This is a genomic window from Pseudomonas sp. 2hn, from assembly GCF_019646095.1.
GTDB classification, from domain to species: Bacteria; Pseudomonadota; Gammaproteobacteria; order Pseudomonadales; family Pseudomonadaceae; genus Aquipseudomonas; species Aquipseudomonas peradeniyensis.
In genome coordinates, this window is sequence record NZ_CP081016.1 from 1449043 (window position 1) to 1470917 (window position 21875).

At 64.3% G+C, this 21875-nt stretch carries 26 protein-coding genes; 18 read left to right on the forward strand and 8 right to left on the reverse strand.

The features are described from left to right. Positions 1–99: 99 nt before the first annotated feature. Positions 100–960: a DUF6279 family lipoprotein gene (locus K2O50_RS06805; protein WP_050706821.1), complete on the reverse strand. Its 861-nt coding sequence runs from the start codon at positions 958–960 to the stop codon at positions 100–102. 130 nt (positions 961–1090) lie between these two features. On the opposite strand from K2O50_RS06805, the gene K2O50_RS06810 reads away from it, so the two are divergent. Continuing rightward, positions 1091–1927 (forward strand): S1 RNA-binding domain-containing protein, encoded by an 837-nt coding sequence (locus tag K2O50_RS06810; protein WP_028693048.1) that lies wholly within the window; start codon positions 1091–1093, stop codon positions 1925–1927. On the opposite strand, the gene K2O50_RS06815 is transcribed toward K2O50_RS06810, so the two are convergent. Further along, complete coding sequence (locus tag K2O50_RS06815) at positions 1928–2308, reverse strand: hypothetical protein (RefSeq protein ID WP_050706820.1); 381 nt, start codon at positions 2306–2308, stop codon at positions 1928–1930. Positions 2309–2520: 212 nt separating this feature from the next. Between K2O50_RS06815 and K2O50_RS06820 the strand changes: the two genes are divergently transcribed. The 3 genes from K2O50_RS06820 to def all read left to right on the forward strand — a co-directional run bounded on the left by K2O50_RS06820 (position 2521) and on the right by def (position 4358). Continuing rightward, on the forward strand, positions 2521–2700 hold the full coding sequence (locus tag K2O50_RS06820; RefSeq protein ID WP_050706819.1) for a CsbD family protein: 180 nt from the start codon (positions 2521–2523) through the stop codon (positions 2698–2700). Positions 2701–2865: 165 nt separating this feature from the next. Beyond that, positions 2866–3822, forward strand: a complete 957-nt coding sequence (locus K2O50_RS06825) for a YihY/virulence factor BrkB family protein (RefSeq protein WP_050706818.1) — start codon at positions 2866–2868, stop codon at positions 3820–3822. Next, positions 3822–4358 carry a peptide deformylase gene (gene def, locus K2O50_RS06830; protein WP_050706817.1) on the forward strand — a complete coding sequence of 179 codons (537 nt, stop codon included), beginning with the start codon at positions 3822–3824 and terminating at the stop codon, positions 4356–4358. Before K2O50_RS06825 ends, def begins: the two co-directional genes overlap by 1 nt. On the opposite strand, the gene K2O50_RS06835 is transcribed toward def, so the two are convergent. Then, a complete protein-coding gene (locus K2O50_RS06835) occupies positions 4313–4762 on the reverse strand; it encodes a GNAT family N-acetyltransferase (protein ID WP_082337819.1) in 450 nt (149 codons plus the stop codon). The genes def and K2O50_RS06835 overlap by 46 nt on opposite strands. 332 nt (positions 4763–5094) lie before the next feature. On the opposite strand from K2O50_RS06835, the gene K2O50_RS06840 reads away from it, so the two are divergent. Continuing rightward, positions 5095–5352, forward strand: coding sequence for a DUF2790 domain-containing protein (locus K2O50_RS06840; protein WP_028693053.1), 258 nt, complete (start codon positions 5095–5097; stop codon positions 5350–5352). Positions 5353–5474: 122 nt separating this feature from the next. Here the strand turns inward: K2O50_RS06840 and K2O50_RS06845 are convergent, their stop codons facing one another. Further along, on the reverse strand, positions 5475–6836 hold the full coding sequence (locus K2O50_RS06845; protein ID WP_156329666.1) for a PLP-dependent aminotransferase family protein: 1362 nt from the start codon (positions 6834–6836) through the stop codon (positions 5475–5477). Between the two features lie 75 nt (positions 6837–6911). On the opposite strand from K2O50_RS06845, the gene K2O50_RS06850 reads away from it, so the two are divergent. The 8 genes from K2O50_RS06850 to K2O50_RS06885 all read left to right on the forward strand — a co-directional run bounded on the left by K2O50_RS06850 (position 6912) and on the right by K2O50_RS06885 (position 11895). Continuing rightward, on the forward strand, positions 6912–7877 hold the full coding sequence (locus K2O50_RS06850) for a threonine dehydratase (RefSeq protein WP_050706816.1): 966 nt from the start codon (positions 6912–6914) through the stop codon (positions 7875–7877). Between the two features lie 48 nt (positions 7878–7925). Then, positions 7926–8180, forward strand: a complete 255-nt coding sequence (locus K2O50_RS06855; protein WP_082337818.1) for a type II toxin-antitoxin system HicA family toxin — start codon at positions 7926–7928, stop codon at positions 8178–8180. Continuing rightward, on the forward strand, positions 8177–8509 hold the full coding sequence (locus tag K2O50_RS06860) for a type II toxin-antitoxin system HicB family antitoxin (protein ID WP_050706815.1): 333 nt from the start codon (positions 8177–8179) through the stop codon (positions 8507–8509). The genes K2O50_RS06855 and K2O50_RS06860 overlap by 4 nt, the downstream gene beginning before the upstream one ends. A gap of 79 nt (positions 8510–8588) precedes the next feature. Next, complete coding sequence (locus K2O50_RS06865) at positions 8589–9230, forward strand: LysE family translocator (protein WP_050706814.1); 642 nt, start codon at positions 8589–8591, stop codon at positions 9228–9230. A 25-nt stretch (positions 9231–9255) separates the two neighbouring features. Next, positions 9256–9708 (forward strand): aminoglycoside 6'-N-acetyltransferase, encoded by a 453-nt coding sequence (gene aac(6'), locus K2O50_RS06870; protein WP_050706829.1) that lies wholly within the window; start codon positions 9256–9258, stop codon positions 9706–9708. Between the two features lie 94 nt (positions 9709–9802). Next, positions 9803–10228 carry a nuclear transport factor 2 family protein gene (locus K2O50_RS06875; RefSeq protein ID WP_050706813.1) on the forward strand — a complete coding sequence of 142 codons (426 nt, stop codon included), beginning with the start codon at positions 9803–9805 and terminating at the stop codon, positions 10226–10228. A gap of 42 nt (positions 10229–10270) precedes the next feature. Beyond that, positions 10271–10615: a YciI family protein gene (locus K2O50_RS06880; RefSeq protein ID WP_028693059.1), complete on the forward strand. Its 345-nt coding sequence runs from the start codon at positions 10271–10273 to the stop codon at positions 10613–10615. Between the two features lie 41 nt (positions 10616–10656). Next, the gene (locus K2O50_RS06885; protein WP_050706828.1) at positions 10657–11895 is read left to right on the forward strand and encodes an RNA polymerase sigma factor; all 1239 of its coding nucleotides are present in this window, start codon (positions 10657–10659) and stop codon (positions 11893–11895) included. 132 nt (positions 11896–12027) lie between these two features. Here K2O50_RS06885 and K2O50_RS06890 read toward each other — a convergent pair whose 3' ends face one another. Further along, positions 12028–12498: a MaoC family dehydratase gene (locus K2O50_RS06890; RefSeq protein WP_028693061.1), complete on the reverse strand. Its 471-nt coding sequence runs from the start codon at positions 12496–12498 to the stop codon at positions 12028–12030. A gap of 35 nt (positions 12499–12533) precedes the next feature. Then, on the reverse strand, positions 12534–13478 hold the full coding sequence (locus K2O50_RS06895; protein ID WP_050706812.1) for an alpha/beta hydrolase: 945 nt from the start codon (positions 13476–13478) through the stop codon (positions 12534–12536). A gap of 201 nt (positions 13479–13679) precedes the next feature. On the opposite strand from K2O50_RS06895, the gene fadD2 reads away from it, so the two are divergent. Both fadD2 and fadD1 read left to right on the forward strand, forming a co-directional pair. Further along, positions 13680–15368: a long-chain-fatty-acid--CoA ligase FadD2 gene (gene fadD2 / locus K2O50_RS06900; RefSeq protein ID WP_220689981.1), complete on the forward strand. Its 1689-nt coding sequence runs from the start codon at positions 13680–13682 to the stop codon at positions 15366–15368. A gap of 298 nt (positions 15369–15666) precedes the next feature. Then, the gene (fadD1, locus tag K2O50_RS06905; RefSeq protein ID WP_028693064.1) at positions 15667–17364 is read left to right on the forward strand and encodes a long-chain-fatty-acid--CoA ligase FadD1; all 1698 of its coding nucleotides are present in this window, start codon (positions 15667–15669) and stop codon (positions 17362–17364) included. Positions 17365–17526: 162 nt separating this feature from the next. On the opposite strand, the gene K2O50_RS06910 is transcribed toward fadD1, so the two are convergent. Next, on the reverse strand, positions 17527–18834 hold the full coding sequence (locus K2O50_RS06910) for an FAD-binding oxidoreductase (protein WP_050706810.1): 1308 nt from the start codon (positions 18832–18834) through the stop codon (positions 17527–17529). A 29-nt stretch (positions 18835–18863) separates the two neighbouring features. Next, entirely contained in the window at positions 18864–20228 is a 1365-nt protein-coding gene (locus K2O50_RS06915; RefSeq protein WP_050706809.1) for a glutamine synthetase family protein, read from the reverse strand. A gap of 456 nt (positions 20229–20684) precedes the next feature. On the opposite strand from K2O50_RS06915, the gene K2O50_RS06920 reads away from it, so the two are divergent. The 3 genes from K2O50_RS06920 to K2O50_RS06930 all read left to right on the forward strand — a co-directional run bounded on the left by K2O50_RS06920 (position 20685) and on the right by K2O50_RS06930 (position 21777). After that, positions 20685–21182: a hypothetical protein gene (locus K2O50_RS06920; protein ID WP_050706808.1), complete on the forward strand. Its 498-nt coding sequence runs from the start codon at positions 20685–20687 to the stop codon at positions 21180–21182. 13 nt (positions 21183–21195) lie between these two features. Then, entirely contained in the window at positions 21196–21447 is a 252-nt protein-coding gene (locus tag K2O50_RS06925) for a hypothetical protein (protein ID WP_050706807.1), read from the forward strand. A gap of 81 nt (positions 21448–21528) precedes the next feature. Next, a complete protein-coding gene (locus K2O50_RS06930) occupies positions 21529–21777 on the forward strand; it encodes a hypothetical protein (protein ID WP_050706806.1) in 249 nt (82 codons plus the stop codon). The last annotated feature ends 98 nt before the right edge of the window (positions 21778–21875 follow it).

Below are 21875 nucleotides of genomic sequence, written 5' to 3' on the forward strand. Positions count from 1 at the left end.
ATGGCACCGGCTATGCCGGTGATCGCGGGGCAAGCCCGCTCCCACGCTGTCCCGGCTAAATCAAGGAAATACGTTTTGTTCCATGAGAGCAGGATGGCTTCAACCTTTCAGGCACTTGAGCTCACTGAAATCCGCCCGCACCTTGCTCAGGCGCTGTTGCAGGAACTGCTTCTGCGCAGGGCTGCTCTGCTTCATCAGATCGACCAGCAGGCTGCGCGCCTGCTGTTCACTGTTCTCATAGGCCTGGCGGTACTCCGCCGTCCACAGGCTTTCCTTGCGCTGCAGCAGTTGCGCAAGGCGCGGTTCGAAGCCGGGCGTGGCGCGCTGGTCCATTGCCAGCACCAGTTGCTGCTGCCAGTGTGCGCGATTGGCGATCGACTGGCGGCTCTGGTCGCCCAGGGCCTGGGACCAGCTCATCACCCGCAAGCGTTGCTGCGCGCTGAGTTCACCCAGCCAGGGTTCCAGGCGTTTCTGCATGCGCACGGCGCGCTGTTCGATCTGTTTGGGCAGCGGGGTTTCGTCATAGGTTTTGCGGCGCTTGTCGATGTCGGCGCGAAACGCCTGGCGCATCTCGGCGACCTGGGAGTCGCTCATCCCGCGCAGCAGTTCGGTGGCCGAGGGGGTGATCGCCGTGGCCACCCGGCCGATGGCCTGGCGGGCTTCGAGGGTGCGTTGCTCCAGGGCCTGGTCGGTGACCGCGTCATCGGCCACCATCAGCCGCACCCGGTCGAGCCAGTCGAGGTAGCCGGGCAGTTGCGTCTTGCAGTGCCAGGCCAGTTGTTGCCTGAGCCGTTCGTCGAGCAGCTGTTTCTGCTCGCGGTTCATGTCCAGGTAATCGTCCAGCGACCAGGGCACGAGGCGGTCGAGGTTGCGGTAGGCCAGGTCGATGCGGCTGCAGGCCGCAAGCGCCAGGGCGAAGCCGATGAGGAGCAGCAGGGCGTGGGTCAGGCGTCGGGGCATGAGCGAATCCTTGCACAGGCTGGCCAGGCAGTGGACGCAAGGTGGGCCCGAGGGTTCCGGCGCATGCGCGCTCGGGCGGACGGGCGGGTCAAGTGTTAGAATAGCCGCCTTGTCTTGAGGATCTTCGGAAATGGCTCTGCTTGGGCGTTACAACAGTTTGCAAATCGTGAAACACGTGGAATTCGGCCTGTACCTGGACGGCGGCGCCGACGGCGAGATCCTCCTGCCACGGCGCTACTTCCCCAAGGATGCCGAACTCGAGCTGGACGACTGGCTCAACGTGTTCATCTACCTCGACAGCGAGGACCAGCTGATCGCCACCACCGAAAAGCCGAAGATGCAGGTGGGCGAGTTCGCCAGCCTCAAGGTCAAGGACATCAACGGCGCGGGCATCTTCCTCGACTGGGGCCTGTCCAAGGACCTGCTGATGCCTTACTCGGAAGAGTCCCGGCCACTGAAGATCGGTGACTACTGCGTGGTCCACGCCTACCTGGACAAACGCACCCGGCGCATCACCGCCACCGCCAAGCTGGACCGCTACCTCGACCGCACCCCGGTGGACTACCAGGTCGGCCAGCCGGTCGAGCTGCTGGTGGCCGGCGAGACGCCGATGGGCTTCAAGGCGATCATCAACAACCGCCACTGGGGCCTGATCCACAAGAACGAAGTGTTCAAGTTCCTGCGTTCGGGCATGCACGAGAAGGGCTTCATCAAGGAGGTGCGCGCCGACGGCAAGATCGCCCTGAGCCTGCAGCCGGTGGGCCAGGCCCTGGCCGACGGTTTGCCCGAGCAGATCATGCAGCGCCTGGAGGCCAATGGCGGCGTGCTGGCGGTGTGCGACAAGAGCGATCCGGCGCTGATCAGCCAGATGTTCAATGTCAGCAAGGGCAACTTCAAGAAAGCCATCGGCGCTCTGTTCAAGCAGGGCCGGATCGTCATCCATGACGATCGCATCGAGCGGGCCTGATCAGGCCTGCACGAAAGTGCTGAAGTCCAGCTGCTCGCCACCCGGGCGGCTGTCGCGCAGCAGCGAGTCGCGGTCGGCGCTCAGGGCCAGGCTGATGGTCGAGCGGCGTTTGCCGGCGTTGCGCACTTCCATCTGCTCCTGGTGAGCGCGCAGGAAATTGGTCGGTACCTTCAGGTGTTGCAGTTCGTCGGTTTCCGGGGTGTGCAGCAGCAGGTTGACCCAGTCGGGCTGGCCTTTGCGCAGCAGCGCCACCGGCACCTCGAACCACCACAGGTTGCGCTTCTTGTCGAGGATGGCGAACAGGGTGTTGTCGCGGTTGAGCACCGGCCGGGTCAGCGCTTCGTTACGGCGAGCGATGGCGGTGGGTTTGTCGAGTTTCATGCAGGTTCCTGCGGGTTGACGCTAGATTGGCCTGATATTGTGCGGGTGGGCTCATCGCGGGGCAAGTCGCATCGGCGCGCCGCCGCTCCCACACGGAAAGCGCGAAGCCGTTGGGCTGGGTCCAGGCAAACTAATTGAAACTCCTGCCGATGGCCGTGGGTCGATCAGGTGTCGACACGATTTCCCGTGTCTTTCCGGCAAGGAGACATCCCATGAGCGGCACCAAGGATAAAGCGAAAGGCCTGGCCAACGAGGCCGTGGGCAACATCAAGCAAGGCGTCGGCAAGGTGACCGACAACGACAGGCTGCGCGCCGAGGGCAAGGCCCAGGAATTGAAGGGCGAGGCGCAGCAGGCCGTGGGCAAGGTCAAGGATGCCGTGAAGAAGCCTTGATCGCAGTGGCATTGTCGCGGGGCAGTGCGTTCTCACTCGGTGGGAGCGGGCTTGCCCCGCGATTGCGTTGTGCGTTCGGCAACACGCCCGCGAACAGCACGCTCGCCGCCTGGTCTATTAGACTTGTTGCATTGCCACCCCGATCAAGCGGCGAAAGGAGACGCTATGATTTTCCCCGACCTGCGCGGCCTGCCCCTGCACCGCGTGCTGGTGCGCACCGTCAAGGAGTTCCTCGACGACGAGATGTCCACCTATGCCTCCGCGCTGGCCTACCAGATGCTGTTCTCGCTGTTCCCGTTCCTGCTGTTCCTGATTGCCCTGATCGGTTTCCTGCACCTGCCGGACTTCTTCTCCTGGCTGCGCCTGCAGTCCGAGCTGGTGCTGCCGCCCCAGGCTCTGGAGCAGGTCAACCCGGTGATCGACCAGTTGCAGCAGTCCAAGGGCGGATTGCTGTCGGTGGGTATCGTGATCGCCCTGTGGACCGCCTCGGCGGGTGTGCGCCTGATGATGAGCGCGATGAATGCCGCCTACGACGTGCCAGAAGGGCGGCCGGTGTGGAAGCGTATCCCGCTGTCGATCATCTACACCGTCGGCGTCGCCGGCATGCTCCTGGCGGCTGCCGCGCTGATGGTGCTGGGGCCGCAGGTCATGGGGTGGATCGCCTCCCAGGTGGGCCTGGAAGAGGCGGTGGTGGTCGTCTGGACCATCCTGCGCTGGCCGGCGATCATCATCCTGATGATGGTGGCGGTGGCGCTGATCTACTACGTCATGCCCGATGTGAAGCAGAAATTCCGCTTCATCACCCCAGGCTCGGTGCTGGCGGTGGTGGTGTGGATCATCGCGTCACTGGGCTTTGCCTACTACGTGAAGACCTTTGCCGACTACAACGCCATGTATGGCAGTATCGGGGCGATCATCGTGCTGCTGCTGTACTTCTATATCTCTGCCGCCGTGCTGCTGCTGGGGGCCGAGATGAACGCGGTGATCGAGCACATGTCCGCCGAGGGCAAGAACCCCGGCGAGAAGGAGTTCGCCGAGGACAATCCACAACAGAGCATCACCGTGCTCGGCCATGAGCACCCGGTTACTCCCGAACCCCAGACCCGCGAGCCGAATACCTGATGATCCGCGAAATTCTCAAGATGGGCGACGAACGGCTGCTGCGCATCGCCCCGCCCGTGCCCGAGCACATGCTCGGCAGCCTCGAGCTCAAGCAACTGATCGACGACATGTTCGAAACCATGGCCCATGTCGGTGGCGTCGGCCTGGCCGCCCCGCAGATCGGCATCGACCTGCAGCTGGTGATCTTCGGCTTCGAGCGCAGCGAGCGCTACCCGGACGCCGAGCCGGTGCCGCGGACCATCCTGCTCAACCCAGTGATCACGCCGCTGGCCACGGAGGTCGAGGACGGCTGGGAAGGCTGCCTGTCGGTGCCGGGCCTGCGCGGCGTGGTGCCGCGCTACAAGCACATCAGCTATTCGGGCATCGACCCGCAGGGCAACCCGATCAACCGCTTTGCCGATGGTTTTCATGCGCGGGTGGTGCAGCATGAGTGCGACCACCTGATCGGCCGGTTGTACCCCTCGCGTATCCAGGACTTCAGCAAGTTCGGCTATACCGACGTGCTGTTCCCCGGGCTCGATGTGGCCGACGACTGATCCCGCACCAGCGCCACCAGGACCTTGCTGCGCTGGTAACGGGCAAGGCGCGAGGCAAGGGCTTCGGGCAGCGTGGTGGCCGGGGTGAAGGCCAGGCGCTGGTAGAAGGGCGTCAGGTCCGGATGGCAGAACAGCCAGGTCGGGGAGGTGGCAGCGCCCAACGCGGCTTCCAGCAACTGTGAAGCGATCTGCTGGCCACGCCATTGCGGAGCGACGAACAGGCCGGTCAGCCAGTGGCCGCCCTCGACTTGTGACAAGCTCATCCCTCCGACGATTTCAACGCTGCGCGCCACCCACTGCTCGCCGTCACCGGCGGCGCGCATGCGCGAGCCATGCTGGCGATAGAACTGCTCCAGCAGGCGGCGCTGGATTGGGGGCAGGCGGGTGCAGGTCAGGGGCGGCATGTGTGGCTCACGCTGTGTGGCTGATCGCGGGGCAAGCCCGCTCCCACAAGGTCGCATAAACCCTGTAGGAGCGGGCTTGTCCCGCGACAGGGCCTGTGCAGGAAAAATGGCGGTGCTTTGTCGCAGATTGTTGCAAATCCGGCAAGGGTGAATATCCGACTCCGGGGTTCAACTATTCCGGCTGCGGAGTAGACTTTCACTCATCCCCCCGGCAGTACGATAAAGCGGGATCGGTACTTCGTGTCATCTTCGCAGTCGATGACAACTTCTCCGCGCCATTGACGGCATCAGAAGTCACGCGATCAGCTTGATAGCCATCAAGGTCGTTATCCATGAAAGCCTTACTGATTCTTGCATTGGTCGGTATGTCCTCGCTCGCCTTCGCGGACCAGGTCAAGACCGCAGATACCCAACCCGTGGTCGAGCAGTACGACTATTCCACCAACCTCGACATCAAGCGCGTGATCAGCCTGTCGACGATCCCCAACGTCTGTGAAGTGGTGCCCGCCACCATGACCTACGAGGACCATCAGGGACAGGTGCACACTCTTCAGTACCGCGCCTTGGGTGAGGGTTGCCGGCTGAATTGAGCCGTGCACAATCCCTGTAGGAGCGGCCTTGTGCCGCGAAAGGGCTGCGTAGCAGCCCCAGCAGTGTTGGCGCAAAAGATCGCGGGGCCGCTTTGCGGCCCTTTCGCGGCACAAGGCCGCTCCTACAGGGGCAGGTGTAGATCCCGGACGAGTTCCAGCCCCCGCTTCAACTGCGCCCGGCTGTGCGCCGCCGACAGGCTGACCCGCACCGCCCGCACACGCTCCGTGCCCACCGCGAACACGCTGGCCGGCACGATCTCCACCCCTTGCGCCCGACACCGGGCAACCAGCGCCTCGGCCTCCCCAGGCGTGGCCAGCCAGGCATGGGGCGAAGGCACGCCGTCCACCGGCAGTGCATTGCCCAGCAACGCCCGCGCCAGGCGCCAACGCTCGGCCAGTTCCTCCCGCTGCCAGGCCAGTCGCCGTGCGGCGGTCCCGTCCGCAATCCATTGGCAAGCGATGTACAGGTTCAACGGCGACACCGACCAATGGGTGGCCTGGGCATAAGGATCGATCTGCTCCAGCAACGCTGGCCGCGCCACGATCCAGCCCAGGCGCAGGCCGGCGGCCACGGTCTTGGACAAGCTGCTGATCAGCACGCCGCGGCCTTCGAGCAAAGGGTAGAGAGGTGGTCGATCAGTCAAGGCGCCGTACACGTCATCCTCGATCACCAGCAAGTCGTGGCGTTTGGCGACTTCCGCCAGTGCCTGGCGCCGGGCCTCGCCCATGCAGGCCCCGGTCGGATTGTGCAGGGTTGGGGTGGTCACCAGTACTCGCGCGCCACTGGCCCGCACGACGCGGTCCAGGTCGTCCGGGCGCAAACCCTGTTCATCCAGGGCCACCCCCTGCACCGGCAGGCGCAGCTGTCGACAGGCCGCCTTGATGCCCGGGGCGGTCAGCGCTTCGACCATCACCGGCTCGCCTGCCTGGCACAGCGACTGCAGTACCAGGAGCAAGGCCTGTTGGGCGCCACCGCAGAGCAGCACCTCCTCGGGCCTCAGGGCCAGGCCACGATTGGCCAACCAGCGAGTGCCCTGGATTCGCCCCAGCAGCAGTTGCTCCGGCCCCAGGTAATGGTCGAGCAGGGCGGTTTCACCCTGTTCGAGCAACCGACGCAGGCTGTGCTCGAGGTCAAGATTGTGCGGGTCGGCCACCGGCACGTTGGTCGACAGGTCAATCACCTGATGCTGACGGTCTGGCAGCTTGAGGCGAAACAGCGTTGCCTCCTTGCTGCTGGCCAGCACATAGGTGCCGCGTCCCACCTCTCCGGACACCAAGTGTCGCGCGGCAGCTTCGCGGTAAGCCTGTTGCGTGGTGCTCGGGTTCAGGCCCAGCGCCCAGGCCAGGCGACGCTGGGGTGGCAGGCGCTCACCGGCTTTCAGCTCACCCTGTTCGATGGCGCCGGCGATGGCCTCGACCAGCGCCAGGTAGCGCGGCTGGTTGTTGTCTGGCAGGGAGGGAATCCACACGAAATTGCTACCCATGCAATATATCTTTGGACCCATACAATGGCCGGCGCTTAGGATCGGATCAAGCCCTACCGATGAAGGAAGATCGCCATGTTCGACTTGCCCGCCCTGCGTGAAGCCGCCGCCTTTGTTCACCAGCACGTCCCGCCGACCCCGCAGCATGCCTGGCCGCTGCTGGCCGAGCGGCTGGGTTGCCAGCTCTGGGTCAAGCACGAGAACCATGCCCCCACCGGTGCCTTCAAGGTGCGTGGTGGGCTGGTCTATGTGCGTTCCCTGCTGGCCAGTGGCGAGGTCCCCCGCGGGCTGGTCACCGCCACCCGCGGCAATCATGGCCAGAGCATGGCCCTGGCGGCGCGCCAGGCGGGCTTGCCGCTGGTGATCGTGGTGCCTGAAGGCAACTCGCGAGAGAAGAACGCCGCTATGCGCGCCCTGGGCGCGGAACTGGTGGAGCATGGCGTGGACTTCGACGTTGCCCGTGAAGAGGCCGCGCGCCTGGCCGAGGAACGCGGCTACCAGATGGTCCCATCGTTCCACCCGGAACTGGTGCGCGGCGTGGCCACCTATGCGCTGGAGCTGTTCGAGGCGGTGGCCGACCTGGATTGCGTGTATGTGCCGATCGGCATGGGCTCGGGCATCTGCGGGCTGATCCAGGCGCGCAACCTGCTGGGGCTGGACACCGAGATCGTCGGCGTGGTCTCCAGTGCGGCGGACGCCTATGCCCAGAGCTTCGAGCGGGGGCGCATCGTCACCACCGCCAGCGCCGACACTTTCGCCGACGGCATGGCTTGCCGCGTGCCGCACCCCGATGCCTTCGCCCTGGTGCGCGAACATGCCGCACGCATCGTGCGGGTGAGCGACGACGAGATCGCCGAGGCCATGCGCCTCTATCACGAAACCACCCACAACACCGCCGAGGGTGCCGGTGCCGCTGCCCTGGCCGCGCTGATGCAGGAGCGTGGGCGTCAGGCCGGCAAGCGTGTCGCGGTGGTGCTCAGTGGCGCCAATGTGGATCGTGGGCGTTATGCGCAAGTGCTGATGGGGAATGAAAAATCCTGAATGAATGTTGACAGTGGAGGTGCTATCTTTATTTGATAGCATTTTCCAATGAACACTCGATATCGCAAGATTCTGGAGTGCATCTTCAGAACACCGACCACGCCTACATTGCCGTTTGCCGAGATCGAGGCCCTGGTGCTGCACCTTGGCGGCCAGGTGCACGAACGCCAGGGATCCAGGGTCAAGATCCTGCTGGCTGGGCAGTGCTGGCGGTGTCATCGCCCACATCCTGGCAAGGAGGCCAGGCGATATCAGATAGAAGAAGCCCGCGAATTCCTGCTGCGGGCGGGAGTCCGACCATGAGCTGCATGCGATACAAAGGGTACGCCGCCCGTATCGAGTACGACGCGCGTGATGACATTTTCGTCGGCCGCGTACTCGGCCTGCGCGATATCATCAGCTTCCACGCCCGCTCTGTGCCCGCGTTGCACGAGGCGTTCCGCGAGGCACTCGACGACTACCTGGCCGACTGTGCCGAACAAGGTATCGCCCCGGAGAAGCCGGCCTCCGGCAAGGTCATGTTGCGCATCCGGCCCGAGGTCCACGCCGCCGCGAGCATCGCCGCTAGGGCTGCCGGCAAGAGTCTCAACCAATGGGCCGACGAGGTCTTCGAGCAGGCGGCAATGGCCTGAGCGGGCGCAAATTTTTCCTATACGCCTGTGGCCTGGCCACGGTTGAATGGCGTTTCCTTTTCCCTGCTCCGAGTGCTGCATGCCTTTTTCCAACGGTTTTCTCCTCAGCCTTTCCCTGTGCCTGGACATTGGCATGGCCAATATCGCGATGATCACCCTGGCCATGCAGCGCGGCTTTCTCCAGGGCTTCTGGCTGGGCCTGGGGACCTGTGTTGGCGACCTAATCTACGCTATCGCTGCACTGGCCGGGATGGCTGTGTTACTGCAGTTCGAGGCCGTGCGCTGGACCCTGTGGCTGGGCGGTTCGGCACTGCTGGTGTGGTTTGCCGTGAAGATGCTGCTGGCGGCTTGGCGCGGTGGGCATCTGGAGTCGCGGGGCGAGGTGGTGGTGGAGTCGGGCTGGCGCGAGTTCCTGCGCGGGATCTTCCTGGCCATGTCATCGCCCAGCGCAATCCTCTGGTTCGCGGCGGTGGGTGGGGTGCTGATCTCCAGGTCCGGTGGCGGTAGCCTGCTGGACGCGGGTCTGTTCCTCGGCGGTTTCTTCGCCGCCGGGTTGGCCTGGTGCGTGTCGCTCTGCGGCATCGCCAGCCATGGTGGGCGCTTGCTTGGGGACCGGCTGCTGACGTGGTCCTACCTGCTGTCGGCGGCCATTTTCTGTTACTTCGCGGTGTATGTGATTCTCTCCGGTTATCGTGAGTTCATCTTGTCTACACCCGTTTGAGTCTGGGGAGTTCCCTGAAGTGGCAATTATCCATCCCTGCACCGACCCGAGCAGCCCGGTTTGGCTGCACTTGCGCAGTGCCTTGTGGCCCGACAGTACGGCAACTGACCACCTGGCGGAAATGGCCGATATCGCCGGCAGCCCCGCAACCTTCGTGGCCCTGCTGGCGTATGACGAGCAGGGCAGGGTGCATGGGCTGGCCGAGGCGTCGGTGCGCCATGACTATGTAAATGGCAGCAACACATCGGCGGTGGCGTATCTCGAAGGCATCTTCGTCGAACAGGCCTCGCGCGGCCAGGGCGTGGCCCGCCAGCTGATCGCGGCTGTCGAGCGGTGGGCCGCCGGCAAAGGTTGCCGAGAACTGGCCTCGGACGCGGCCCTGGACAACCTAGGCAGCCAACGGATGCATGCGGCCCTGGGCTTTGCCGAGACCGAGCGTGTCGTGTACTTCCTCAAACAGGTCGCGCCCCTCAACTGAAAATTTCCGGGCAGTTGTCGATTTGCCGTTTTCCCGTTCGACCAGTGTTGAAAGCGTCACCACCAACCCTGATGAATCTTCGGAGGAAACACCGATGAACGCTGCAGCCGAGCGTGAACTGAAGCAACTGATCGAGCAGTGGATGCAAGCCGTGCGCGAGCGTGACGTGGACCGTATCGTCGCCCCTTACGCCGACGACATTCTTGCCTTCGACGCAATCCAGGCCCTGCAATTCAAGGGCAAGGCCGCTTACCGCGCCCATTGGGAAATGTGCATGGGCATGTGCACCGGGCCGATGGTGTTCGAGTTGGCGCAACTGACCGTGCACGCCGACGGCGACCTTGGCCTGGCCCACTGGCTCAACCGCTGTGGCCCGTCCGACGATGAGAGCCAGTGCGGTTTCATGCGCGCCACTGTCGGCTACCGGCGCAGCGGCGGCCATTGGCAGGTCATCCATGAACACTGGTCGGCACCGTTCGACATGGAAACGCAAAAAGCGCTGTTCGATCTCAAACCCTGAACGCTCTCGACCGCCTATCGCCACCTTGCCCCGGAGACGATCATGAAATACCTGTGCCTGGTCTATTGTGATGAAGCGCTGTTGCACAGCCTGCCCGACAGCCCCGAGGACGCCGAATGCATGGCCTACGCCGAGTCCATCCAGGGCTCCGGGCGGATGATCGCCGCCGAGGCGCTCAAGCCCGTGCAGACGGCCACCACGGTGCGCGTACGCGCCGGGCGCATGAGCCTGACCGATGGCCCATTCGCCGAAACCAAGGAGCAGTTGGCCGGTTTCTACCTGGTCGATGCACGCGACCTCAATGAAGCGTTGAACATCGCCAAGGGGATTCCTGCGGCGCGGGTTGGCAGCGTCGAGGTGCGCCCAGTGCGAGAGTTGCAACCCTGACGTGAATGGAGAGCCATGATGACCCAGGTATCGCCTGGCTGATGAACAGCGAAGGGCAAATCCGTGATGAAGTTGCGGCGGTCTACCGCCGCGACTCCCGGCGCATCCTGGCCACCCTGATCCGCCTGCTGGGAGACTTCGACCTGGCCGAGGAGGCCCTGCATGACGCCTTCTTCATTGCCGTCGAGCGCTGGCAGCGCGATGGCATCCCGGACAATCCGCGGGCCTGGCTGGTCTCCGCTGGCCGTTTCAAGGCCATCGACGCCTTGCGTCGGCGTGCCCGTTTCGACCGCTCCCAGGCGGACCTGATCATGCTGCTGGAGGGCGAGGCCCAGGACCCGGGCGAGCAGGAGCTGCTGGTCGACGATCGGCTGCGCCTGATTTTCACCTGCTGCCACCCGGCCCTGGCCTTCGATGCCCAGGTGCCGCTGACGCTGCGCGAGGTCTGCGACCTGACCACCGAGCAGATCGCCCGCGCCTTCCTGCAGAGCCCGGCGACCATCGCCCAGCGCATCGTGCGCGCCAAGGCCAAGATCCGCGACGCGCAGATTCCCTACCAGGTACCGGAGCTGGGCGAGTTGCCGGAGCGGCTGGAGAGCGTGCTGCGGGTGATCTACCTGGTGTTCAACGAGGGCTATTCGGCGTCGTCGGGCGAGGATGTGACTACGCGTGCGCTGACCGATGAAGCAATCCGCCTGGGCCGGTTGCTGGCGCAGTTGTTGCCGGATGCCGAAGTGCTGGGGCTGTTGGCGCTGATGCTGTTGCAGGCCTCGCGGCAGAACGCGCGCAGCGATACCGACGGTGAGCTGGTGCTGCTCGACGAACAGGACCGGAGCCTGTGGGACCGGGCACAGATAGAGGAGGGCAGCCAGTTGGTGCGCCAGGCACTGAGCGGCCGGGAGTTCGGCCCCTACAGCGTGCAGGCGGCGATTGCCGCGCTGCATGCCGAAGCACCCAGCGCCGAGGCCACCGATTGGGACGAGATCGTCGGCCTGTACGATGTGCTGCAGCGTCACTGGCCGTCACCGGTGGTGGAGCTGAACCGGGCGGCGGCACTGGCCCGGCGCGATGGCGCGCAGGTCGGGTTGCGGGCGGTCGAGGCGATACTCGAACGGGGCGAGCTGGGCGATTATCACCTGGCCCATGCCGCGCGTGCCGAACTGCATCGGCAACTGGGCAATACCGCGCAGGCCCGCGAGGCCTGGCAGCAGGCGCTGACGTTGACCCGGCAGGGGCCGGAACGCCGGCATATCGAGCGGCGTTTGCGCGAGCTGGGCTAAGCGCCTCACTGTAGGAGCGGCCTCGTGCCGCGAAAGGGCTGCGTAGCAGCCCCGGCGATCTATGCGTAATCCAGGGACTGCTGGGCAGTCCTTTCGCGGCACAAGGCCGCTCCTACAGTGACCGTGCGCATCTCAGCTGGCAACGAACTCCGGCGGGCTCACCAGCTCGACGGTCTGCTGCTTGCGCGGCGCGAGGATCTCGGCTTCGCCGGCGACCACCAGTTCGTCGTTCTGGTTGTACACGTTGGTAGCGATGCGCACCTTGAACTTGGGCAGCTTCTCGAGGATTTCCAGGCGCACGGTCAGCTCGTCGCCGATCTTCACCGGTTTCTGGAAGCTCATCTGCTGGCCCAGGTAGATGGTGCCCGGGCCGGGCAGGGTGCAGGCCACCGCAGCGCTGATCAGCGCGCCGCTGAACATGCCGTGGGCGATGCGCTCCTTGAACATGCTCTTGGCGGCGAACTCGGCATCCAGGTGCACCGGGTTGTGGTCACCGGACATGGCGGCGAACAGCTGGATGTCGCGTTCTGCCACGGACTTCTTGTATTCAGCTTTCTGGCCGACTTCGAGGGCTTCGTAAGGCGTGTTGGTGACCTGGGTCATCAGGGGCTTCCTTGTTGGGCGGGCGAGGCTGCCGATCATTCACTGCGGGCGGGTCGGCCAAGGGCCAGCGCCTGCTCCAGCCAGCCGATGATCTCGGCGGTGACCTCGTCGCGATGGGTTTCGTTGAGCACTTCGTGGCGTGCGCCGGGGTAGATGCGCAACTGTACATGACGGTTGCCGGTCGCGCGCAGGGCGTCGGCCAGATGGGTGAGACGCTTGCCGGCACTCACCGGATCACATTCGCCGCCCAGCACCAAGATCGGCAGGTTCGGATCGATCTGCGCCAGGTTCTTCTTCTGACTGATCTGCGCCAGCCCTTGCAGCAGGTCGAGCCACAGCTGGTTGCTGCAGCGAAAGCCGCACAGCGGATCGGCGATGTACTTGTCCACCTCCGCGGCATCGCGGCTGAGCCAGTCGAAGGCGGTGCGGTTGGGCTTGAACGCCTTGTTGAACGAGCCGAACGACAGCCAGTCGATCAGCGCGCTCTTGCCCAGCGGGCCCTGGCGCCAGGCCTCGAGACGGGCGATCTGGCGCGCCGCGCGGTACAGCGCCACCGGCTGGAAGTTCGAGCCGCTGAGGATCGCGCCCTGCAGGCTGGCGCTGTGGTGCAGCAGGTAGGCCTGGGCGATGTAGCTGCCCATGCTGTGGCCGAACAGAAACAGCGGGGTCCCCGGAAACTGCTGGCCGATGTGCTGGGCCAGCAGGCCCAGGTCGTTGAGCACGGCATTCCAGCCATTTTGCCGGGCGAACAGGCCCAGGCTGCCCAGCTCGGCGGTGCGGCCGTGGCCGCGCAGGTCGGGGGCGAGCAGCCCGTAGCCGGCCGCGTTGAGCGCATGGCCCAGGCGCTGGTAGCGCCCGGCATGCTCGGCCATGCCATGGGCCAGCAGCACCACGGCCTTGACCGGTGTGGCCGGCAGCCATTGGTGGACATAAAGGCTGCAATGCTCGCTGGCGGGGAGCCAGAAGGCGTCGTGGGGCATGGCGGGTCCTTGCGCGCGAAGGTTGCCCAACAGTGTATGCGCAAAGCCATCGATTGCAGGAAGGACAGAAAAGAGATTCACAATGTTAATGGCGGCACTTGGCGTATTTGCCACCCTCGACAGAGCTGCTAACGTCGGCTGAACACCTTTTTGCCAGCCGGCGATCAGGTCAGGGATGTCCCGGCAGAGGAACAACAATAAATGCAAGCCGATTTCTGGAACGACAAGCGCCCGGCGGGCGTACCTTCCACCATTGACATGAATGCCTACACATCCGTCGTCGACGTCTTCGAGCGCTGCTGCAAGCGTTTCGCCGACCGTCCGGCGTACAGCAACCTCGGCGTCACCCTGAGCTATGCCGATCTCGAACGCCATTCCGCGGCCTTTGCCGCCTGGCTGCAGCAGCACACCGAACTGGTGCCGGGCGACCGCATCGCGGTGCAGATGCCCAATGTCCTGCAATACCCCATCGCGGTGTTTGGCGCCATGCGTGCCGGCCTGATCGTGGTCAACACCAACCCGCTGTACACCGAGCGCGAGATGCGTCATCAGTTCAAGGACTCCGGCGCCCGTGCCCTGGTGTACCTGAACATGTTCGGCAAGCGCGTGCAGGAGGTGCTGCCGGACACCGGCATCGAATACCTGATCGAGGCGAAGATGAGCGACCTGCTGCCGACGGCCAAGGGCTGGCTGGTCAATACCGTGGTCGACAAGCTGAAGAAGATGGTGCCGGCCTACCAGTTGCCCCAGGCCGTGTCGTTCAAGCAGGTGCTGCGCCAGGGGCGCGGGCTTACCCACAAACCGGTGGCGCAGACCCTGGAAAACATTGCGGTGCTGCAGTACACCGGTGGCACCACCGGGCTGGCCAAGGGCGCCATGCTCACCCACGGCAACCTGGTGGCCAACATGCTCCAGGTGCTGGCCTGCTTCGGCCAGCACGGCCCCGATGGCCAGCCACTGATCAAGGAAGGGCAGGAGGTGATGATCGCGCCGCTGCCGCTGTACCACATCTATGCCTTCACCGCGAACTGCATGTGCATGATGGTGACCGGCAACCACAACGTGCTGATCACCAACCCCCGCGATATCCCCGGCTTCATCAAGGAGCTGGGCAAGTGGCGGTTCTCGGCGCTGGTGGGCTTGAACACGCTGTTCGTCGCGCTGATGGACAACCCGGGCTTCAAGTCGCTGGATTTCTCCGCGCTGAAGATCACCAATTCCGGCGGCACCGCGTTGGTCAAGGCCACCGCCGAACGCTGGGAGGCCCTCACCGGTTGCCGCATTGTCGAAGGCTACGGCCTGACCGAAACCTCGCCGGCGGCCAGCACCAACCCCTATGGCCAGCTGGCGCGCCTGGGGACCGTGGGGCTCCCGGTGCCCGGCACCGCGTTCAAGGTGATCGACGATGAGGGCCACGAGCAGCCGCTGGGCGAGCGTGGCGAGCTGTGCATCAAGGGGCCGCAGGTGATGAAGGGCTACTGGCAGCAGGTAGAGGCCACCACCCAGGTGCTGGATGCCGAAGGCTGGCTGAAGACTGGCGACATCGCTGTCATCGATCCGGACGGTTTCACCCGCATCGTCGACCGCAAGAAGGACATGATCATCGTCTCGGGCTTCAACGTGTATCCCAACGAGATCGAGGACGTGGTGATGGGCCATCCGCAGGTGGCCAGCTGCGCGGTGATCGGCGTGCCGGACGAGCGCACCGGCGAGGCGGTGAAGCTGTTCGTGGTGCCGCGCGCGGGTGGGGTGAGCGTCGATGAGCTCAAGGCGTTCTGCAAGACCAACTTCACTGGCTACAAGGTGCCCAAGCACATCGTGTTGCGCGAATCGCTGCCGATGACCCCGGTGGGCAAGATCCTGCGCCGGGAGTTGCGCGACATCGCCTGACGGTGGCTAATCCAATCCTGTGGGATCGACGCAACGCCGTTCCCGCAGGCCCTCTCTAGGGCAGGGCTTTCAGGCGGATTCGCGACATTTTGTATAATTACTCTAAAAATGACCTGCATTGTTCATTGAGTCATTTTCGTGACCTGTCGGCCCATTTCGGCCTCTAGGCGACCCCTTGCAAAGCTGTTACTCTCGGCGCGCTTTCAGAGGATCCGGTTTGCAATGAGCCGGCCTCTCATATCAATAATAAGCGCATCGACGCGTACCGAATTCGCTGTTGCTGAAGGAGCGGGCTTCCATGATCGAACATTTTTGGAAGGATAAGTACCCAGCCGGGGTCACGGCGGACATCAATCCTGACGAATTCCCCAATATCCAGGCGGTACTCAAGCAATCCTGCCAACGCTTTGCCGACAAACCTGCCTTTAGCAACCTGGGCAAGACCATCACCTACGGCGAGCTGTACACCCTGTCCGGCGCCTTCGCCGCCTGGCTGCAACAGCACACCGACCTGAAGCCGGGTGATCGCATCGCGGTCCAGCTGCCCAACGTCCTGCAGTATCCCGTTGCCGTGTTCGGCGCCATGCGTGCCGGCCTGATCGTGGTCAACACCAACCCGCTGTACACCGCGCGGGAGCTGGAGCACCAGTTCAACGACTCCGGGGCCAAGGCCCTGGTATGCCTGGCCAACATGGCGCACCTGGCGGAAAAGGTGGTGCCCAAGACCCAGGTCAAACACGTCATTGTGACCGAAGTGGCCGACCTGTTGCCACCTCTCAAGCGCCTGTTGATCAACAGCGTCATCAAGTACGTGAAGAAAATGGTGCCGGCCTACCACCTGCCGGGCGCCGTGCGCTTCAACGACGCCCTGGCGCTGGGCAAGGGCGGCGCGGTGACCGAGGCCAACCCGCAGTCCGGCGATGTCGCCGTGCTGCAGTACACCGGCGGTACCACCGGCGTTGCCAAGGGCGCGATGCTCACCCACCGCAACCTGGTCGCCAACATGCTGCAGTGCCGCGCGCTGATGGGCTCGAACCTGCACGAAGGTTGCGAGATCCTCATCACCCCGCTGCCGCTGTACCACATCTACGCCTTCACCTTCCATTGCATGGCCATGATGCTCATCGGCAACCACAACGTGCTGATCAGCAACCCGCGCGACCTGCCGGCCATGGTCAAGGAACTGGGCAAGTGGAAGTTCAGCGGTTTCGTCGGCCTCAACACGCTGTTCGTTGCCCTGTGCAACAACGAGACGTTCCGCAACCTCGACTTCTCGGCGCTGAAGATCACCCTGTCCGGCGGCATGGCCTTGCAACAGAGCGTGGCCGAGCGCTGGAAGACGGTGACCGGCTGCGCCATCTGCGAAGGCTACGGCATGACCGAGACCAGCCCGGTGGCGGCGGTCAACCCGACTTCGGCCAACCAGCTGGGGACCATTGGCATCCCGGTGCCGTCCACCCTGTGCAAGATCATCGACGACAACGGCCAGGAGCTGCCCCTGGGCGAGGTGGGCGAGCTGTGCATCAAGGGGCCGCAGGTGATGAAGGGCTACTGGCAGCGTGAAGACGCCACCGCCGAAATCATCGACAGCAACGGCTGGCTGAAGACCGGCGACATCGCCCTGATCCAGCCGGACGGCTACATGCGCATCGTCGACCGCAAGAAGGACATGATCCTGGTGTCCGGCTTCAACGTGTACCCCAACGAGCTCGAAGATGTGCTCGCCGCGCTGCCGGGCGTGCTGCAATGCGCGGCCATCGGCATCCCGGACGAGAAGTCCGGCGAGGTGATCAAGGTGTTCATCGTGGTCAAGCCGGGCATGACCCTGACCAAGGAGCAGGTGATGGAGCACATGCGCGCCAACGTCACCGGCTACAAGGTGCCCAAGGCCATCGAGTTCCGCGACGCGCTGCCGACCACCAACGTCGGCAAGATCCTGCGCCGCGAGCTGCGCGACGAAGAGCTGAAGAAGCAAGGTCTGAAGAAGATCGCCTGATCCCCAGCGTGCGCGATCGATGTACGAGCGGCCTTGTGCCGCGAAAGGGGTGCGAAGCACCCCCATCGATTGATGCATTGTCGCTGAAATCCCGGGGCTGCTTTGCCGCCCTTTCGCGGCACAAGGCCGCTCCTACACAGGGAGGTTGCGCAGACTTAAGGCTCAGCGCAGCTTTTCCAGCATCTGGTAATACCACATCCCCGCCGCCAGCAGCGGATTGCCCAGCAGGTCGCCCATCGGTACCTTGATGTGCCGGCACCCGGCAAAGGTATCGAACTTCTCCAGCGTCCCGGTCAGCGCCTCGGCCATGATCTCGCCCATGATGTGGCTGGTGGCGATGCCATGCCCGGAATACCCCTGGCAGTACCAGACGTTGTCCGACAGCTTGCCCAGCTGCGGGATGCGGTTGACCACGATGCCCATGGCGCAGCTCCACTGGAACTCGATCGGCACGCCCTTGAGCGCCGGGAAGGTGCGCTCGATGCACGGGCGCAGCTCGCCTTCGATGTCCCGCGAGTCGCGCCCGGAGTAGTTGGCGCCGCCGCCGAACAGCAGGCGCTTGTCGGCGGTCAGGCGGTAGTAGTCGAGGACGAAACGGCAGTCGTACACCGCCAGGTCCTGCGGGTTGATCTGCTCGGCCAGCTCGCCCAGCGGCGCGGTGGTGACGATGCCACCCATGGCCGGGAAGATCTTGCCCTTGAGCTGGCGTTTTTCCAGCTTGTGATACACATCGCCCGCCAGCATCACCTGGCGTGCCTCGATCCGTCCCCGGGCGGTGACCACCGCCGGGCGCGGGCCGTGGACGATCTCCAGCACCTCGGAGTTTTCGAACACCAGCGCACCCAGCCCGTGGGCGGCGCGGGCCTCGCCCAGGCACAGGTTGAGCGGGTGCAGGTGCAGGTTGCGGCGGTTCTTCAGCGCGCCGAGGTACAGCGGGCTCTGCAGGTGGCGTTGCATGGCGCTGCGATCGAGCAGTTGCACCTGGTCGCCCATGCCGCGGCGCTGGGCCTCGGCCTCGAAGGCGCGCAGTTCGTTCATGTGCGACGGTTTCATCGCCGCGTGCAGGTGGCCGTGCTTGAGGTCGCACTGGATGCCGTAGCGTTCGACGCGCTGCTCGATGATCTGGTGGCCGCGCCAGCGCAGCTGCCAGATGAAGTCGTCCACCTCGGCGCCCAGCCGGTCGCGCATCTGCGTGCGCATGGCCTCGTCGCCCGACAGGCTGCCGGTGACCTGGCCGCCGTTGCGCCCGCTGGCGCCCCAGCCGATGCGGTTGGTCTCGACGATGGCCACTTTCAGGCCGCGCTCGGCCAGTTCCACGGCGGTGGCCACGCCGGTGAAGCCGCCGCCGATGATCGCCACGTCGACCTGCACCGTGCCCTTGAGCGTGGGGTACTCGGTCGTGTCGTTGAGGGTGGCGCTGTAATAGGACGGCGCGCGCTGGGCCGGGCCGTTGTTCACTGCTGCGTTCATGCTTGTTCCTTCTTGTAATCTTGTGGGCATCAGGCCTGGTGCAGGTACCAGCGCCAGTCCTGCTCGCCGACCTCGGCCATGAACTGGCGGTACTCGGCGCGCTTGACCTTGAGGTAGACGCCGAGGAAGGCCTCGCCCAGCGCCTCCCGGGCCCAGCTCGAATTTTCCAAGGCCTCGAGGACGGTTAGCCAGTCGGTGGGCAGGTGTTCGCCGGCCTGGGCATAGCCGTTGCCCTCGACCGGGGCGCCGGGATCGAGTTGTTCACGGATGCCCTGGTGGGTGGCGGCGAGGATCGCGGCGGCGGCCAGGTAGGGGTTGGCGTCGGCGCCGCAGATGCGGTGCTCGATATGCCGGCTGTTGGCCGGGCCACCGGGTACGCGCAGGCTGACGGTGCGGTTGTCCACGCCCCAGGTCGGTGCCAGCGGCGCATAGCTGTTGGCCTGGAAGCGGCGGAACGAGTTGGCGTTGGGGCAGAACAACAGCAGCGATTCACGCAGGTGACGCAGCATGCCGGCCACCGCCTGGCGCAGCAGCGGGGTGCCGGCCTTGTCTTCGCTGGCGAACAGGTTGTTGCCGGCGGCGTCGGCCAGGCTCAGGTGCATGTGCATGCCGGTGCCGGCCAGCTGGGCGAACGGCTTGGCCATGAAGCAGGCCTGCATGCCGTGGGCGTTGGCGATACCCTTGACCAGACGCTTGTAGCGCACGGCCTGGTCCATCGCCTGGAGCGCGTCACCGTGCTCCAGGGTGATCTCCACCTGGCCGGGGGCGTATTCGGAGATCGCCGTGCGGGCCGGGATGCCCTGGGCCTTGCAGGCGGCATAGAGGTCGGCAAGGAAGGGTTCGATCTGCTCCAGCTCGCGCAGGCCATACACCTGGGTCCCGCGTGGGCGTCCGCCGTCGCTATCCAGCGCCGGTTGCGGTCGGCCGTGGGCGTCGCGCTGCTGGTCGAGCAGGTAGAACTCCAGCTCGCAGGCCATCACCGGGTGGAAACCATCGGCCTTGAGCGCGTCGATCACCCGCAGCAGCACATGGCGCGGATCGGCCACGCTGGCCGGCAGGCCTTCGCTGGGGTGCATGCTGACCTGCACGGCGGCGGTCGGCACCCGGCGCCAGGGCAGGCGCACCAGGCTGCCGTCCAGCGGGTATGCGCGGCAGTCGATGTCGCCGACGTCCCAGACCAGGCCGGAGTCTTCGACATCATCGCCGTTGAGGGTCAGGCCGAGGATGGTGCTGGGCAGCGGGCGGCCGCTTTCGAACACCGCCAGCAGCTCCTCGCGGTGCAGCAGCTTGCCGCGGGGCACGCCGTTGGCGTCGAGGAGGAACAGCTCGATCAGGTCGATATCGGGGTTGTCGGCCAGGAAACGCCTGGCTTGCTCTGCGGGGGCAAAGTGCATGGTGGATTCGCTCTGGGGCACACGTGACCGCCGCGCAGGCGAGCGGTCAGGCTGAGTCAATCGGCCAGAAGGCGGCCGGGTCGGGTCAGGAGTGCGTGAGCGACGTGTCCGGTGGGCGCGCGTGGCGGCAGTGCCACAGCGCCCAGAACGCCAGGATGATATGGACCAGCGGATTTTCACCGGCACGGGCCCGGGCCTTCGGCAGCGAAGGGTAGGGCAGCGGGCGGGCGATCATCGGGTCGGGAAGCATCCCTGGATACTCACATGGCCTGTAAGGTTGATTAAAGCAGTGAATGGCGACGTTCATTCCGGTGGCAGCTAAACATTGGCAAGGTTTGTTCGCCGCGTCGCAGCAGCTTAGGAAGCTTCCCACAGTTTTCTCGGACCTAGGCTAATTGGCAGGTGGCGCGCCAGCGGTGAAAGTCCCTTTCTTTGTAGGAATGGTCAGGGATCGCCATGCAAGCGCAAAGGACTTATCAGGTAATCGCCCATCACGCGATCATCTTCGATGTCAGCGAGTTCATCATCCAGCCAGGGGAATGTTGTCAGATCCGGCAGGCGGGGCTGCCATTCGTGCATGCCGGGCACTATCAGGTCGTTGAAAAGATGGCAGAGCTTTATGACCGAATGCAGGCGGGGGAGCGGCCTTGCCATATGACGGTTGCAGTATCTCGGCCGATTTCACGACAGCAAGGGGACATCCTAAATCAGCAAAGGCAGAGGGTTTCGACTGTAGTCGGCTGGCTTGCAGGTAAAGCAGGCGCAAGTGTTGCAGGCCCGCTGGCGGGTACGCCCGTGGGGGCGATCACTGGAGGGGCGGTCAGTGTTGTTGCTGGCTGGGCAATGCTGCGCTCAATACCGACCTTTCACGTGGGCGATGTTCTGGTGTCGCTGTCAGCCAAGGTTCACGGCGGCATAGGTCCTCAGACGTCCAGCCTGATGTTCATCATGTGATTGAAGGGTAGCCATGACTGAGATCTTTCTTCTTACCCTTTATGGGCTGGTCGCCGGCCTATTGCTTGACTGGGCATGTCGCTCAGCAACGCTCAGATGCTGCGTCTGCGTGGCGCTGATGGCAACTGGCATAACGGCGTGCACACAACTTGGCGAGCGTGAATTCTTGCGGCTGGATGGGATGTACTGGTGGATTCTTTGTGATGCAGTTGCAACGCTGCTGCTTTTCAAGCGCTCCCGCTATTTCGAGCGTGATCGCGACTGAACGGCGGGCACAGCAACCGTGAAAGGCGGTATTGGTCCCCAATCCAGCAGCCTGATGTTGATTATCTGAAGGGGAGCGGATATGTGGGTGCTTTATGGTATTTGCTATGCCCTCGTGGTCGGCACGTTGGTCGACTGGGCATGCCGGTCAAGGTGCATCAGGTTTCTTCTCTATATCGTCTTCAACGTCACGGGGATTACCGCCTGTAATCAACTGGGTGAAGAGCAGTTCCTGCAACTTGATGGTATTGGCTGGTCAGCTTTTTTCGTGGCAATTGCTACCCCGTTGTTTTTCAAGCGCTCCCGCTATTTCGAGCGTGATCGCGACTGAACGGCGGGCACAGGCAGCATCGATTTCGCAAATCTGCGACAATCCCGCCTCTTACGCCTGCCGATCATGAAAAAGCAGCACTCGCCTGCATCATTAAA